Source organism: Pedobacter sp. AW31-3R, assembly GCF_052180285.1.
GTDB lineage: Bacteria > Bacteroidota > Bacteroidia > Sphingobacteriales > Sphingobacteriaceae > Pedobacter.
In genome coordinates, this window is the sequence record NZ_CP197475.1 from 6,068,658 (window position 1) to 6,085,040 (window position 16,383).

15 protein-coding genes are annotated in these 16,383 nt (G+C 37.4%); 4 read left to right on the forward strand and 11 right to left on the reverse strand.

Annotated elements, in window-relative coordinates; translation table 11 throughout:
- Positions 1-11: 11 nt before the first annotated feature.
- The 3 genes from ACSBL2_RS24745 to ACSBL2_RS24755 all read right to left on the reverse strand — a co-directional run bounded on the left by ACSBL2_RS24745 (position 12) and on the right by ACSBL2_RS24755 (position 2,177).
- The gene (locus ACSBL2_RS24745; RefSeq protein WP_442589230.1) at positions 12-1,115 is read right to left on the reverse strand and encodes a hypothetical protein; all 1,104 of its coding nucleotides are present in this window, start codon (positions 1,113-1,115) and stop codon (positions 12-14) included.
- A gap of 136 nt (positions 1,116-1,251) precedes the next feature.
- The gene (locus ACSBL2_RS24750) at positions 1,252-1,734 is read right to left on the reverse strand and encodes a glycosyltransferase (RefSeq protein ID WP_442589231.1); all 483 of its coding nucleotides are present in this window, start codon (positions 1,732-1,734) and stop codon (positions 1,252-1,254) included.
- Positions 1,731-2,177, reverse strand: coding sequence for an oligosaccharide biosynthesis protein Alg14 (locus ACSBL2_RS24755; RefSeq protein ID WP_442589232.1), 447 nt, complete (start codon positions 2,175-2,177; stop codon positions 1,731-1,733). The genes ACSBL2_RS24750 and ACSBL2_RS24755 overlap by 4 nt, the downstream gene beginning before the upstream one ends.
- A 581-nt stretch (positions 2,178-2,758) precedes the next feature.
- On the opposite strand from ACSBL2_RS24755, the gene ACSBL2_RS24760 reads away from it, so the two are divergent.
- Complete coding sequence (locus ACSBL2_RS24760; protein ID WP_442589233.1) at positions 2,759-3,292, forward strand: RNA polymerase sigma factor; 534 nt, start codon at positions 2,759-2,761, stop codon at positions 3,290-3,292.
- Positions 3,293-3,426: 134 nt separating this feature from the next.
- Here ACSBL2_RS24760 and ACSBL2_RS24765 read toward each other — a convergent pair whose 3' ends face one another.
- Positions 3,427-4,827, reverse strand: a complete 1,401-nt coding sequence (locus ACSBL2_RS24765; RefSeq protein WP_442589234.1) for a UDP-glucose 6-dehydrogenase — start codon at positions 4,825-4,827, stop codon at positions 3,427-3,429.
- A 449-nt stretch (positions 4,828-5,276) separates the two neighbouring features.
- Here ACSBL2_RS24765 and ACSBL2_RS24770 point away from each other — a divergent pair, with 449 nt between their 5' ends.
- Entirely contained in the window at positions 5,277-6,806 is a 1,530-nt protein-coding gene (locus tag ACSBL2_RS24770; RefSeq protein WP_442589235.1) for a capsule assembly Wzi family protein, read from the forward strand.
- 70 nt (positions 6,807-6,876) lie between these two features.
- Here ACSBL2_RS24770 and ACSBL2_RS24775 read toward each other — a convergent pair whose 3' ends face one another.
- Entirely contained in the window at positions 6,877-8,274 is a 1,398-nt protein-coding gene (locus ACSBL2_RS24775; protein ID WP_442589236.1) for a UDP-glucose 6-dehydrogenase, read from the reverse strand.
- Between the two features lie 322 nt (positions 8,275-8,596).
- Between ACSBL2_RS24775 and gmd the strand changes: the two genes are divergently transcribed.
- A complete protein-coding gene (gmd, locus tag ACSBL2_RS24780) occupies positions 8,597-9,709 on the forward strand; it encodes a GDP-mannose 4,6-dehydratase (RefSeq protein WP_442589237.1) in 1,113 nt (370 codons plus the stop codon).
- 27 nt (positions 9,710-9,736) lie between these two features.
- Complete coding sequence (gene fcl, locus ACSBL2_RS24785; RefSeq protein WP_442589238.1) at positions 9,737-10,669, forward strand: GDP-L-fucose synthase; 933 nt, start codon at positions 9,737-9,739, stop codon at positions 10,667-10,669.
- 61 nt (positions 10,670-10,730) lie between these two features.
- Here fcl and rfbA read toward each other — a convergent pair whose 3' ends face one another.
- The 6 genes from rfbA to ACSBL2_RS24815 all read right to left on the reverse strand — a co-directional run bounded on the left by rfbA (position 10,731) and on the right by ACSBL2_RS24815 (position 16,371).
- On the reverse strand, positions 10,731-11,591 hold the full coding sequence (gene rfbA, locus ACSBL2_RS24790) for a glucose-1-phosphate thymidylyltransferase RfbA (protein ID WP_442589239.1): 861 nt from the start codon (positions 11,589-11,591) through the stop codon (positions 10,731-10,733).
- 9 nt (positions 11,592-11,600) lie between these two features.
- Entirely contained in the window at positions 11,601-12,461 is an 861-nt protein-coding gene (gene rfbD, locus ACSBL2_RS24795) for a dTDP-4-dehydrorhamnose reductase (protein WP_442589240.1), read from the reverse strand.
- Between the two features lie 30 nt (positions 12,462-12,491).
- A complete protein-coding gene (rfbC, locus tag ACSBL2_RS24800) occupies positions 12,492-13,028 on the reverse strand; it encodes a dTDP-4-dehydrorhamnose 3,5-epimerase (RefSeq protein WP_442589241.1) in 537 nt (178 codons plus the stop codon).
- Positions 13,029-14,081 carry a dTDP-glucose 4,6-dehydratase gene (gene rfbB / locus ACSBL2_RS24805; RefSeq protein WP_442589242.1) on the reverse strand — a complete coding sequence of 351 codons (1,053 nt, stop codon included), beginning with the start codon at positions 14,079-14,081 and terminating at the stop codon, positions 13,029-13,031.
- Positions 14,082-14,091: 10 nt separating this feature from the next.
- The gene (locus ACSBL2_RS24810) at positions 14,092-15,198 is read right to left on the reverse strand and encodes a DUF1972 domain-containing protein (protein WP_442589243.1); all 1,107 of its coding nucleotides are present in this window, start codon (positions 15,196-15,198) and stop codon (positions 14,092-14,094) included.
- A 159-nt stretch (positions 15,199-15,357) separates the two neighbouring features.
- Positions 15,358-16,371 carry an acyltransferase family protein gene (locus ACSBL2_RS24815; RefSeq protein ID WP_442589244.1) on the reverse strand — a complete coding sequence of 338 codons (1,014 nt, stop codon included), beginning with the start codon at positions 16,369-16,371 and terminating at the stop codon, positions 15,358-15,360.
- Positions 16,372-16,383: the final 12 nt, after the last annotated feature.

Genomic DNA, 16,383 nt, shown 5'->3' on the forward strand with positions numbered 1-16,383 from the left:
AACATCCCACCCTATATAGGTAAAGGCTTTTGCAAATAGGGGATAGCAATTTTCAGCTCTTCCCGATCAGAGGCAAAAAAGGAATTTATCTTATCTATAATCACCTCGGTGGCGATATATGTATCATAATAGAGGCACACATTTCTTTTCATTCGATCCATTTCCTCATCCTGCATTGCCAGTGCCAATACCATCATTGCATCTAACTCCTCCAATGTATTATACATAAGGCAATCCACCATATGTGTAAGCGGGGGACTAAACAAATTGCCATACTGGATAATTGGGATTGCACCCACGCACATCGCTTCCACCGCATTATGCGACCATGGCATCCTCACGCCTGGAAGGCATATATAGAAATTAGCCTGTGCCATAATCGTCAGCCAATCCCCATCTGGAGTCCTGGCCTCACTTCGCACAAACTTATCTGCTGCCAGACCATTCTTAAGCACATCGAAAAAAGCATGTTTGTCATAGATCATGTGTACCTGTTCACTGTCCTTAAAAGTCAGCTCCAAGTGGTCAAGCACCTCCACCCTCGAAATTATGCCCTTAAAATTATCCTTCAACACCGTACTGTCATACAATGTCCTATCTGCATTTCCGGCAAAAAAAATACGCATATTACATTTCATCTCTCTATATCCAGCCAATGCATAGGTTGAAAGAAACTCCTTGTAAAATCTTGGGTGAAGTGTAAAAGGAAGATACCAAGTATCCTTCATCGGCGTATCCAACAGCTGGTAGCCATTGTAAAAACTAATCTTCTTGAGATTACCATTAGGCTGAATTAAAGTAACTGTACGTGGCTCCGTACCGGTATTTCGGGTTAAGGCATACTCCTGTTCAAGCAGCAGCTCTTTATAGGGACCCTTTCTCAGGAAAAACCGCTGATCCAGTTTAATTACCAGTTCAAATCCGCTAAAACAAAAAAACTGACTGAGAATAAAAGAAAAACGGCCCTTATCTGTATTCAATAAAAAGCCGCCAAAATTAATCACAGCAGCTTTCGAACGAATAGCAACACCGGTATTTATCGCCGGCAAACGATAATATTTCAATAAACCATAAACCTTCACTAAAACCGTCTTCGCCCTTTTTATTATATACATATACTGTGTGTCTTTAAATCAATTAGCCTGTAAATACATCTTAAACCACTTTTGCACATTATCCGTCATGCCTAACCTTTATTGGAAGTTTCAGATAAACATTCAAAACACTTCTGTTTGCAAATCACAAACCCACCTAAGAATTGATAAAACTTTTAATAGAGTTGAGTAAATCGGCTGAAGCCATATCAGTCACCTGATGTAAAGCCACCAAACCAGTTTTCATTGCGGTGTCCATTAACTTCAACAACTCCACTTTGTTATTCGCCAGATACACATACTTTAGCTGTTGCAGTTTTCCTGAGGTTGCCAGCTGGTGTTCATTGCGGTGTTCGCCAAGGGCGGCAATTCTGGGAACTACAATTATAGGTTTACCAGCTGTAAGCGCTGAAAGAATCGTTCCCATACCGGCGTGGCTAATAACAATACGTGCTTCCGTAAACAACTCCTTATACTCCTCTGGTGTTAAGAAAATACGTGCTTCCATATGCTGTAACACCAATTCTGACTCGTACACCTGGGCAATAAACCTCTCCTCCGGATACATTCCTGCAATCTCATCCATCATCCCGATCAGTCGGTCAAATGGTTCCTGAGTTCCTATCGTTATAAAAATCATAAAACGTTTCCTGCAAATTGTACATCGGCCTCCACCAGATCCGGCCATTGTGTATATACTTTAGAAGCGAACTTCCTTGCAATTTTTCCACTCAGCGAAAGTTCTTCCGCATTGGCAATACTATCCACCCAAATTGTTCTAATTCCTAATGACTTTCCAATCACCAGCCCCATTAAGCCTGGTGCGGCTCCGGTAGTAATAATCACATCCGGCAACTCTTTCAGCACCACTTTAAAAATTTCCCCGAAGGTCATCATCATCCTCCTCTTGCTCTTTCTGTTCGAATCGGTAACAGCATAGAACTTATGATCCGGCACCATCGTTGCAAAACTCTTCTTGGTAGTGAGAAATACGACATTCATATCCTCAAATGCTTGTTTCAGTCGTAAAAGCTGAATCCAGTGTCCCCCCACCGAAGCGATAGCTAGTATTTTCTTTGGCATATCAATGTTATATTATAAGTAAACAATTGGAATTTTCAATCAGGTAAAAGCTTTTCTTTCCTCATGCCCGTGTGGCGGAACGCGTGCATAATCGCAACAGCTGAAAAAAATAGAAGTAATCTCTGAGTGTTAATTGCTTATCGGCAACCACCAACCATGCCAAATCAGGGTTGTAACAACTTTAATAGGCATAAAGTCGAAAGAATGCAGGGATTGATTATTCAAGAAACGGAATCAAACTATTTAAGAAATTAGTAGTCGTAATTAAACACAACCAGAGGCTCTATTTAAACAGTTTAGTGATTCCCTCCATTTTGTTTAACTTTTTGACATTTAAAATAGACGTACTGAATATTTAAACATACAATTGCCATTCATTACCTTCCATGCCGAAATTCAGTTTAAGCCTTCTTTTTTCATTATATCGTAGTAAAACATCTTCAAAAAGTCCTTTAATCACATAAAAGGGCACTTATCGATCATTAAAAGCATAAATTCTAACAAAATTTTAAATAGAATACTATTTTTAATGGTACATAGATTGTGTTTCCAAAGATATCTCCCCAATTTATCTAAAACCTATGAAAAATCTCACCTTCAGTGCTCAAATCTGTAATCACAAATCGGCCCTTCAGCTATTCGCCATGAAGTTTACCCATAATCTTGATGATGCAGACGACCTGGTGCAGGACACCCTACTTAGGGCGATGCGTTATGAAAACATGTTTAAAAGCGGAACCAATATCAAAGCCTGGTTATACACCATCATGAAGAATACTTTTATCAACAATTACAGATCTAAGAATATAAAAAGGGGAATCATAGATACACGGGAAGAGCTCAATTATGAGCAACTCTCACAAAGTGCAACAGATAACCTGGCGACTTACCATTTTATGGGAAAAGACATCAGCAAAGCCATTAGCCTGCTGGGTACTCAATATTCTATTCCATTTCTCCGGTACTTTGAAGGTTATAAGTATCATGAAATCGTAGTGGAACTCAATATCCCAATTGGGACAGTAAAAACCAGAATCCATGTAGCCAGACAATTGTTAAAAGCAAGCCTGAAGATATATAATGAGGAGTTTAAAAAAAGTAATAAATGCAATTAAGATCCATATCTTAAATCATTGATTAATTCCAGAAGCCTGCTCATTCAAAAAGCAGGCTTTGTCACATTTGAAGTCCATCCAAAAAGAAAAGGGCTGAATCCATGGATTCAGCCCTTTTCTTTTTGGATTTAAAATTAATATTTTACCCCTATTGACTGGACTTTAAATCCTATTGTCCTCAACTTTTCAGCATCCAATAAATTCCGGCCATCAAATACCTTTGCAGGCTTCAGCATATTGTCATATATCCGTTGCCAATCGTAATCCTTAAATTCATCCCATTCTGTTAAAACAGCTATGGCATGGGCATCCTTACAAGCTTCATAAGGATCATCAAACACCGACACTCCTCTTGAATTTACTTCGGGTTGTCTGGAACCCAAATAATCCAGATCACCATAAATCTGAACATCCGTAACCTTCGGATCATACACCTTAATTTCTGCCTGCTCATTCAGCAACTCATCGGCCACGTAAATAGCTGCAGACTCCCTGGTATCGTTCGTATCCTTTTTAAAAGCCCAGCCCAGAAACGCGATCTTCTTGCCAGATACAGTATTGTATAAGCTACGCACAATATTCAACGCGAACCTTTTCTTCTGATGGTCATTCATAATAATCACCTGTTCCCAATAATCTGCTACTTCAGGCAAGCCAAAAGAACGTGAAATATAAACCAGATTTAGAATATCCTTTTGAAAACAAGATCCCCCAAAACCCACAGAAGCTTTCAGGAATTTCGGACCAATACGGCTATCTGTCCCAATGGCTCTTGAAACCTCATTGATATCTGCCTCCGTTTTTTCACACAGTTCAGAGATTGCATTGATAGAAGAGATCCTTTGCGCCAGATAAGCATTGGCTACCAGTTTAGATAATTCCGACGACCATACATTCGTTGTCAGGATTCTTTCCCTCGGAATCCACTGTGCATAAATATCAACCAAAGCTTGTATCGCTTCCTGGCCATCTTCTGTACTATCCCCACCAATCAAAACGCGATCGGGGCTTAGCAAATCTTCCACTGCCGTACCTTCCGCAAGAAATTCCGGATTAGACAATACCTGGAACTTAACGCCACTCCCTGTACTCTGTAAAATATCCCTTACCGCTTCAGCAGTCCTTACCGGTAAAGTAGATTTCTCTACAATAATCTTATCTGTTTTCGATACTCTTGCAATTTGCCTTGCACACAATTCAATCCACTTTAGATCGGCTCCCATACCTTTTCCGGCACCATAGGTTTTCGTTGGTGTATTCACAGAGATAAAAATCATCTCTGCCTCCTCAATTGCCTGATCTACATCTGTAGAGAAAAACAGGTTCCGTCCACGTGCTTCAGCAACTACCTCACTCAAACCCGGTTCGTAGACAGGAATGTTATTTACATCGGGATCATTCCAGGCAGCAATACGTGCCTCGTTCAAATCTACAATGGTCACTTTGATATCCGGACATTGTTTAGCTACTACGGCCATAGTAGGTCCGCCCACGTATCCGGCACCTATGCAGCAAATCTTTGTAATCTTAGTCATGTTATATTAATAATTTAAGCGTTAAATCTTCAGGCTACTCCCCAAAGTAGTAATGGTGTTTTGGTTAAAAATTTCTTGTTCAATCGGTTGAGGTAGGTAATATCCTTGTTATCTACCCTGCCCTTCCTAATCGCCGATATAAAAGATAGCCAGTCCCTATAACAGAGCGATGGTAATTTTGTGTTATAAATTATAAGAGTTAATTGCGGTAATGTAGAGCTATCAGCTATGATTACCATTTCAATGTCATCATTCTGTTTTATTATAGCCCTTATCCTTATCAGGATATATAGTTAACACCATTCAAACCTTTACTGCAATAAAGACTTTCATAATACCAACTTAACATAGTTTTCATACTATAAATCAAACGATTTATGTAATATTTACGTTATACAAAGAATATTAGCTATTAACCTACAAGTATTTACACTTTTCCCTGACTAATTATGATTAAAATCCTACTGGAGATCAATCCAAAAGCCATTTTTACATTTTTACTTACCACTCTTACTTTCAACACTATTTTTGCCCAGAAAAAACCTATTAAATTTGAGATAGAATCTCAGTCCATGGGTACTACGAACGACGAAGTACCATTTTGGATGCGATCAAATCAATTTGGTTCAGTTCCTTTAACAGGTATCTCTCAAAGTTTTATTGGTCGTGCTTATAAAGAATTTAGCCCTTTATCTACAACAGATAGTATCCATAAGAAAAGAAAATTACTCGACTGGGGATTTGGTTTTGAAGGCAGGGCTAACATTGGTAAAGGATCCAACCTCCAATTGATAGAAGGATATGCCAAAGCCAGAATAGGTGTCCTTAATATTACTGCCGGAAGGAGCAGAAATGTAATGGGGCTGAATGGAGACACTACACTTAGCTCTGGAAATTTTGCTATCTCTGGTAATGCTCCAGGTGTACCTAGAATAGAATTATCAATTCCTGAATATTATTCCATTCCAGTATTTGATGGTTTATTCTCTGTAAAAGGTAATTTCCTACACGGATGGTTCGGTAGAAAGTCAATCTATAATGCAGTCAATAGTACAGCACATTATCAGGACACTTATTTTCACCAGAAATCTTTATATGTGAGAGTAGGAAAAGCAGACTGGAGATTTAAGTTTTACAGTGGATTTAATCATCAGGTAGTTTGGGGTAATGAAAGGGAAATCTATGGATCGGCATTCAAACTATCAAACCTGGAAACGTTCAAGTATGTATTGACCGGGCAGGCCTACGGGGGTAAAGGGACCCCAAGATCTAAAATTGGAAACCAAATAGGATCTTTAGATCTTGGCGTGGAATATAATTTTGATGCTGTTAAACTGAGCCTCTACAGGCAAAACTTTTATGATGTAGGTGCATTATCCAAATTAGCCAACATCAAAGATGGATTGACGGGAATTACTATAGAGAACAAGAATTTTAATACACAAAAAAATCTCATCAAGTGGAAAAAAGTTCTAACCGAACTATTTTACACAAAAGACCAGGCGGGGTATCCGTGGTCAAAACCGACAAAATCGGGTGATGAAGATTATTACAACAATTATTATTATAGAAATGGATGGTCGTACATGAATATGGGATTGGGAAATCCGTTAATCACAAGAAGAGAGGATGCCAAAGACGGACAGGAATCTAGAAATGAATATTTTATTAATAATCGGGTTGTTGCCATTCATCTAGGATTGGAGGGGGCAATCAAAGACTGGTCAGTACTCACAAAAGTTACTTACTCACATAATTATGGCACTTTTGGCACCAGTCAATATGGACGTGTTACCGGGCCAATAGTAGTACCTAATAATGGAAATGTATTTGAGAAAGTTAAACAACTATCTTTCTATCTTGAAAGTATGAAGCCCTTAAAGGATGGGATTAATGTGGGTTTTGCTACATCCTTTGATAAAGGAGAACTCTTAAATGATTCCTTTGGATTAATTTTAAAGATCAATAAATCCTTTTAAAAAAGAATGATAAAAGTAATAAGGTCGCTTGATAGAGCGACCTTATTACTTTTATCATTAATGAAGTATATTACTTCACACCAATAGCCTGAACTTTGAAGCCAATCGCTCTGAGCTTTTCAGCATCAAGTAAATTACGTCCATCAAATATTTTTGCTGGTTTAAGCATATTGTCATAAATCCTTTGCCAATCGTAATCTTTAAATTCATCCCACTCTGTTAGAACAGCTATGGCATGTGCATCCTTACATGCTTCATATGGATCCTCAAAGACAGACAAACCTTTGGTATTTTCCTCTGGTTTCCTAGTTTCAAGGTAGTTCAAATCATCATAAACTTGCTTTTCACCTACTTTAGGGTCGTAAACCTTAATCTCAGCCTGTTCATTTAACAGCTCATCTGCAACGTATATAGCCGCAGATTCACGTGTGTCATTTGTATCCTTTTTGAAAGCCCAACCCAGGAAAGTAATTTTTTTGCCAGATACCGTATTGTATAAACTACGGACAATATTCAATGCAAATCTTTTCTTCTGGTGATCATTCATAATGATAACCTGCTCCCAATAATCCGCAACTTCGCGCAAACCAAAGGAACGTGAAATATAAACAAGATTCAGAATATCCTTTTGGAAACAAGATCCACCAAAACCGACTGATGCTTTCAGGAATTTAGGGCCAATACGGCTATCGGTCCCGATCGCTCTCGAAACTTCATTGATATCTGCCTCTGTTTTTTCACACAGTTCAGAAATGGCATTAATTGATGAAATTCTCTGTGCTAAGAATGCATTAGCTACTAACTTGGAAAGCTCTGATGACCATACATTGGTAGTCAGAATTCTCTCCTGTGGAATCCACTGTGCATAAATATCAACCAATGCCTGAATGGCTTCCTGTCCTTCTTCAGTTGAATCTCCCCCAATTAAAACACGGTCCGGAGCTAACAAATCTTCTACAGCCGTTCCTTCAGCAAGAAATTCTGGGTTAGATAATACCTGGAATTTAACGCCATTACCTGTGTTTTGTAAGATATCCCTAACCGCTTCCGCAGTTCTTACCGGTAAGGTAGACTTCTCAACGATGATTTTATCTGTTTTTGATACTCTTGCAATTTGTCTTGCACATAGCTCAATCCATTTTAAATCGGCACCCATTCCTTTTCCGGCACCATAAGTTTTTGTTGGCGTGTTCACAGATATAAAAATCATCTGTGCCTCATCGATTGCTTTATCCACATCAGTTGAGAAGAAAAGATTTCTTCCACGGGCTTCGGCAACAACATCACTTAGTCCAGGCTCATAAACAGGAATATTATTTACATCAGGATCATTCCAGGCAGCTATACGCGCCTCATTTAAATCAACTATTGTAACCTTAATACCCGGACATTGTTTAGCAACAACTGCCATTGTCGGACCACCTACATAACCAGCACCTATGCAGCAAATATTAGTGATATTCTTCATATTTTATAAAAATGTTGTTTCCTTTTAAATTACATGCAATATATACAAAGACAGCCAAAAATTACACTGACCGTATGTTTTGTTTTTTATATGTTTCTATAAATCATTAGTGTGAATTATACACGAATATAGATATTTAAGTAGAAATGAATATATTTGTTGAAGATAAATGTCACTTTTTTTTATAAATATTAAGAAATCATCAAGTTTTCATGAAAATAATCTTAATGATAATTAAAGTTTGACCTTATAATCATAATTAATTTTTCAATTCATCGCAACCCGTTACAAAACTGATATAAAAGAATTAAATTGTAAACAAATGAAAAAAGCTCTAATTACAGGTATCACAGGCCAGGACGGCTCTTATTTAGCAGATCTATTGTTAAAAAAAGGTTATGAAGTTCACGGTATTAAACGTAGAAGTTCATTATTTAACACAGATCGTATTGATCATCTATATCAGGATCCACATGAAAGCAATGTTCGTTTTGTTTTACACTATGGCGATTTAAGTGACTCTACTAACTTAATCAGAATTATTCAACAAGTTCAACCTGATGAAATCTATAATTTAGGTGCAATGAGCCATGTACAGGTAAGTTTTGAAACACCTGAATACACCGCTAACGCCGATGGGATTGGAACGCTTAGAATTCTGGAAGCCATCAGAATCCTTGGTCTGGTTAATAAAACTAAGGTTTACCAAGCTTCCACTTCAGAATTGTATGGATTGGTACAGGCTGTACCTCAGTCTGAGACTACCCCATTCTATCCACGCTCTCCTTATGCAGTTGCTAAAATGTACGCTTACTGGATTACAGTAAATTACCGTGAAGCTTACGGCATGTTTGCTTGTAATGGTATCTTATTTAACCATGAAAGCCCACTACGAGGAGAAACATTTGTCACCAGAAAAATTACTCGTGGAACAGCTAAGATTGCGTTAGGCATGCAGGATAAATTATATCTTGGAAACTTAGATGCAAGAAGAGACTGGGGACATGCAAAAGATTATGTTGAAGCCATGTGGTTAATCTTACAACAAGAAACTCCTGAAGATTTTGTTATTGCAACAGGCGTAACTACAACTGTTCGTGACTTTATAAAAATGGCTTTCAATGAAGTTGGAATCACTTTAGCCTTTACAGGTGAAGGTGCAGAGGAAAGAGGTACAGTAGTTTCCTGCAGCAATCCAGACTATCAGGTTGAAATTGGTAAAGAAGTAGTTGCAGTAGACAAACGTTATTTCCGTCCTACTGAAGTTGATCTATTAATTGGAGATCCAGCGAAATGCAAATCAAAATTAAACTGGGAACCAAAGTATGATCTTGCCGGTTTAGTTAATGATATGATGACATCTGATGTTGAATATTTCCGTAAGGAAAAAATGTTAAAAGAAGCTGGTTATTCAGTGAAAAATCAATTCGAATAAGCCGCCGTTGATCATTTAAAAATTATAATGGAAAAAGATTCTAAAATATACGTAGCCGGACACAATGGTATGGTTGGCTCTGCAATAGTAAGGAAACTAAAGCAGGAAGGCTTTACCCAGATCATTACACGAAACTCAAAAGAACTTGATCTTCGCAATCAGCGTGATGTGGAAGATTTCTTTGCAGCGGAAAAACCTGATTACGTTTTTCTTGCAGCAGCAAAAGTTGGTGGCATTCTTGCCAACAACATTTATCGCGGGGAGTTTCTTTATGAAAACCTGATGATCCAGAACAATGTTATTCACTCTTCGTATCTTAACGATGTGAAAAAGCTTATGTTTCTGGGCTCATCATGTATTTATCCGAAATTAGCTCCACAGCCTTTAAAAGAAGATTACTTGTTAACGGGCGAATTGGAACCTACCAATGAACCCTACGCTATGGCCAAAATCGCTGGTATAAAAATGTGTGATGCCTACCGTACTCAGTATGGTTGTAATTATATTTCTGTTATGCCCACAAATTTATATGGCCCTAACGATAATTATGACCTGAACAATTCTCATGTATTGCCAGCGATGATCCGGAAAGTCATCACAGCTAAAAATACAAATGCACCTTCAGTTACCATATGGGGTACAGGTACGCCAAAAAGAGAGTTTCTTTATGTTGACGACCTGGCTGATGCCTGTTTCTATCTGATGGAAAATTACAATGAAGAAGGACTTGTGAATATTGGTGTTGGAGAGGATATTTCTATCATTGACCTGGCAGAACTCGTTGTTAAAATTGTTGGCTATGAAGGTGAAATTATCAAAGATTTATCCAAGCCCGACGGAACGCCAAGAAAACTAATGGACGTAAGTAAACTCCATTCAAAAGGATGGAAGGCTAAAATATCTTTAGAAGATGGTATAGAGAAAGTTTACAATGAAGTTAAAGACCTGAACTGGAACTAACAACTCTTTTTAATGAAAAAGGCAACCAATGGTTGCCTTTTTCATATACTCACTAAATGGGTTACTTAATCAATTTGAGTAAATACTGTCCGTATCCGCTCTTCACCAGAGGAGTAGCTATCGTTTTCAGTTGCTCCGCGTCAATGTATCCCATACGGTATGCAACTTCTTCAATAGAGCCTATTTTAAGTCCTTGTCTTTCTTCTATTACCTGAACGAACTGACCAGCCTGCATCAACGAATTAAACGTTCCTGTATCCAGCCAGGCAGTTCCTCTGCTCAATACACCAACTTTCAATTTCCCTTGTTCCAGATAAACTTTGTTTACATCAGTAATCTCGTATTCACCTCTTGGGGATGGCTTAATATTTTTGGCAATTTCAACTACACTGTTGTCATAAAAATAAAGACCAGGAACGGCATAGTCAGATTTAGGTTGAACCGGTTTCTCTTCAATGCTGATTGCTTTTTTATTTTCATCAAATTCTACTACACCATAACGCTCCGGATCGGAAACCTGGTAAGCAAAGACAACCCCACCTTCAGGGTCGGCACTTGCCTGCAATAGTTTTGACATGCCTTCACCATAGAAAATATTATCACCTAAAACCAAGGCCACCTTATCATCACCTATAAAATCTGCCCCAATAACAAATGCCTGCGCCAATCCATTTGGTTCAGCCTGAACTGCATAAGAGAATTTACATCCTAGTCTACTTCCATCTCCCAATAGTTTTTCAAAATTTGGCAGATCGTGAGGTGTTGAAATAATTAAAATTTCACTTATCCCCGCAAGCATCAGGGTAGATAATGGATAGTAAATCATCGGTTTATCATAAACCGGCATCATTTGTTTACTCATCACTAAGGTAAGGGGATGTAATCTTGTTCCGCTTCCTCCTGCTAGAATTATACCTTTCATGTTATATTTTTAAGCGTTAATGTTTAATTGTTTTATACATTCAACTAAGCTATCTCTCCAATAAGGGACTTCTATTCCAAACGTCTTCTTAATTTTTGTCTTATCCATTACTGAAAATTTAGGGCGTTCAGCTCTTGTTGGGTATTGAGAAGTAGGAATAGGATTCGCTTTTACCTGAGTATTACTAATTTCAAAAATTGCTTTCGCAAAGTCAAACCAGGAAATCGCACCTTCATTACTATAATGGTAAACTCCGTATGCAGAATTACCTGATGCTATGATATCCAGAATAGCTCCAGCCAAATCGATAGCATATGTAGGCGTACCAATCTGATCAGCTATAATATTCAGTTCATCCCTGTCAGCCCCAAGCTTCAGCATCGTTTTTACAAAATTATTCGCAAACTCCGAATACAGCCAACTGGTCCTTAAGATATAGTGTTCAGGAAGGATATCAACTACATCAAATTCACCTTCCAATTTGGTAACACCATAAATACTGATCGGTTCAGCAACATCATCCTCCTTTAAAAGCTCAACCCTGTCGCCTTTAAAAATAAAGTCAGTAGAAACATGAACCAACTTCGCATTAAAGTCCTTACAAGCCTTTGCTACATTCGCTGCGCCATCTTTATTCACCTTTCTACAAAGATCAATATCATCCTCCGCCTTATCCACTGCAGTATATGCCGCACAGTTAATTACAAAGTCGGGCTGCTTTTCCTGGAATAAAGCTTTCAGGGCATCATTATTCAGAATATTACCAGCAGTTTCATCCGGAAATTCCAGACCGTTGATTCCTCTTCCTGAAGAAACGGCCTTTAAACATTGTCCAAGTTGACCTGAAGCACCTAATACTAATATTTTCAAGATTTCTAAGTTTTAAAATTTATATATCTATTAAGATTTCAAGAATGGAAGGATAAGGTCTTTTTCAGACAAGTTCATTTTATCCTCCGGGATCCCCCAATCAATACCTAAATCAGGATCATTAAACCTCAGTCCGCCTTCCGATTCTTTATGATAACCATTATCACACTTATAAGCAAACACTGCAGTTTCACTTAATACGGAAAACCCATGAGCGAAGCCTCTTGGCACATATAACTGCGTATTATTTTCAGCAGAAAGCTCAACCCCCACCCACTGACCATAGGTTTCAGATCCTTCTCTGATATCTACAGCAACGTCCAGAACTTTACCTTCAATTACCCTAACCAATTTGGCCTGGGCATGCTCACCTTTTTGAAAATGTAATCCCCGGATTACACCATAGGTAGAAGCGGATTGGTTATCCTGAACAAAATGTCCATTCTCACCCGTTAAAGCCTCGAACTTCGGTTCATTAAAGCTTTCAAAGAAATAGCCTCTTGCATCCTTAAAGACCGTAGGCTCGATTATAAAACAGCCTTTTAATTTTGTTTCCGTTACTTTCATTTATCTTTCTGTGTATTGGTCTTCGTAATATTTCTTGTATTGGCCAGAAGTAACATTTTCCAACCATTCTTCATTCTCTAAATACCAGTCAACTGTTTTGGCCAAACCTTCTTCAAACTGAAGGCTTGGCACCCAGTCTAATTTTTCCTGTAATTTAGTAGAATCAATGGCATATCTCAAATCATGACCTGCCCTGTCAGTAACATACGTAATTAGTTTCGCTGAAGAACCAGGTTCACGTGCTAACTTCTCATCCATGATTTTACATAGCAGCATAATCAGGTCAATATTCTTCCATTCATTATGTCCACCAATATTATACGTTTCACCGGTTTTTGCCTGGTGGAAAATAACATCTATGGCACGCGCATGGTCTTCAACCCATAACCAGTCGCGAACATTCTCTCCTTTTCCATAAACAGGAACAGGTTTATTATTTTTAATATTATTAATGGCCAATGGAATCAATTTTTCCGGGAAGTGGTGAGACCCATAATTGTTTGAGCAATTAGAGATCACAACATCTAATCCATAAGTATCGTGGTACGCTCTTACGAAGTGATCTGAACTCGCTTTAGAAGCAGAGTAAGGACTATGCGGGTCGTATGCAGTTGTTTCAGTAAACATGCCCGTTTCACCTAATGCACCATACACTTCATCAGTTGATACATGATAAAATCTTTTTTTATCATAATCACCTTTCCAGAATTCCCTTGCGGCATTCAGGAGGTTTACTGTACCGATTACATTGGTCATCACAAATGCAGTTGGATCGGTAATTGAACGGTCTACATGAGACTCGGCAGCCAAATGAATTACAGCATCAAAATTCTCCTCTCTAAAAAGAGCGTTAATTTCTTCCGAATCAGTGATATCAGCTTTTACAAAGCGATAATTTGATTGCCCTTCTATATCATTCAGATTAGCCAGGTTGCCGGCATAAGTTAATTTATCCAGGTTAACAATCTCAATGTCAGGATAAGTATTCACAAATCTTCTTACAACGTGAGATCCAATAAATCCGGCTCCGCCGGTAATGAGGATTTTTTTCATGATTAAGTATCTATCTCGTTAATTTTCCTTTAATTGACTCAAAATGCTCTGCGTACTGGTCTACAATTTTATCCCAAGTATAAATAGCATTTATTTTTTCCGTATTATTTGACAAGTAATGCTGAAGACTAGCATCCGTTTTATTTACCTCCTGTAACACCTTACAGACCTCATCGGGTGTATTAAAGTACAAGGCATCGTCACCCAGAATATATCTGTTAAACGGATTGTCATTTGCGCACATCAAGCTATTGGAAGCCATCGCTTCCAATAACGATGGATTAGTTCCACCAACTGTGTGCCCATGGAAATATATATTCGAATAATACCTTATAGTATTCAGTTTATCAATGTTATAGATACCTCCAACAAACCTGATGAGTGGATAGTTCTTAAACTTATCTTTCAAGTATTCACCATATGTAGTTAGATGTTTTCCTATCACAAGAAATGGACGGCCAGCATTTGCCTTAGCCACTCCATCCAAAATAATTTCAATACTATTTTCTGGTTCTAATCTCGCAATTAACAAATCGTAATTATTCTGCTCCAGATTATATTCAGTCAATACGGATAAATCAGGATTTAAAAACACATCTGCACCATATGGAATAAAAGTAGAATCTTTTCCATACTTATCCTTTAAATAATCCTGAATACCTATTGAATCTGAAATCAGGTGATCACTATGTTTCACTCCAAGTTTTTCAGCTACCAATAAGAATTTTTTCACCTTTTCAGAATACTTCGTACGTTTCCACTCCAGACCATCCATATTGGTTGTGACAACGGTTTTTCTAGGCAATATCTTACCCCATACAGAGCTACTTGTATAACCGAGCTGAAGAATGATATCAACTTTTCGTTTTCGCACATCCATAATACAATTAAAATCGTATATAAACTGGCCTGCGGTTCCTAAACTATCTTCAGGATCGTAACAATGTTTCAACTGAACACCATTCCATTCGCTTTTTTGATAAGGATGATTATGAGAATTATACACTAAAACCTCATAACCTTTTTTCACTAAACCGAGTGCGAGGTACTCTGCGCATTGCTCAAATCCGCCATAATGATTTGGTATACCTCTAGTTCCAACTATTGCAATTCGCATATTATTTTATAAGTTTAAATCGTTATCCTGTAGAAAAAAATGAGGAGTAGAATTCCAATAAATGATTTATATTATTTGCCAGAATCAAAAATAACACAATAATATCAGGTTCCAAATAATGGTTCTAATTCTATCCATGTAATTTGTGATAAACAACACCTAATACCTACCACCAAATAAAATCCGACTCAAAAAAGGTATCCTACCCATTAATTTTGTGATAGAGATACTCATTATAATCAATACACACGCTAAAATTATGGTATATATAAAAGTATATACATAAACGTTTGAATCATGGATCGGAGAATAGAATTTAACTATATAATACAGAACAGTTTGTATGATATAAATGCCTAAACTAAAAACCCCCATGGTTGTAATAAATTTGATCTGAGGAAAGTACAAGAATTTCCTTATCACTGTTACCATGAGAACAACTCCTGTAAATCCAATTAAATATCTAAATAGAACTATCCACAAATGTTCTTTCGTTGCAGAATGATAGAATGACATTTCAGTAAAATATATAAGATCAATCTTCGACCAACTGAGAAGACAGAGAGGAAAAATCACAGCAGAAGCATAAATAAAATACTTTTTTACCTTTTGCAATTTCTCTACATTTAAATTGTAAAAATATCCCATCATAAAAAATGGATACATAAACTTAACATAGGAAAAACCAAAATTATCGGGAGTAAAAAGAAGAACCAAGAATATCAATGAATGCAACATCATTTCATTCTTCTTAACTGCGAAAAATGATACAATCAGCGATATTACAAACAATGACCACAGGAACCAAAGATGATAAGGTAAACTCCTAATATAAAGCCACATATAGCGCAGTATCATCTCCTTATTACGCAGAGCATCAAGTTCTTTATAGTAAACCAACCAGGTAAATAATAAACCCCAACATAAAATCGGATAAAATAATTGTTTAAACTTGATTTTAAACATTTCAGTAAACGGTTTCTTTTTGGCACTAAAGGCGAATAGATATCCACTAATACACATAAACAATGGCATATGGAAGGAATAAATGAATAGAAAAACCGGATTTTGATAACAATTATATTGGGTATCCAGAAATTGTAGTCCATGTCCCCAAACAACCAAAAAAATCGCCACTCCTTTCAAATAATCTATAAATAGGTTTCTGCTCATATTATTTTATAT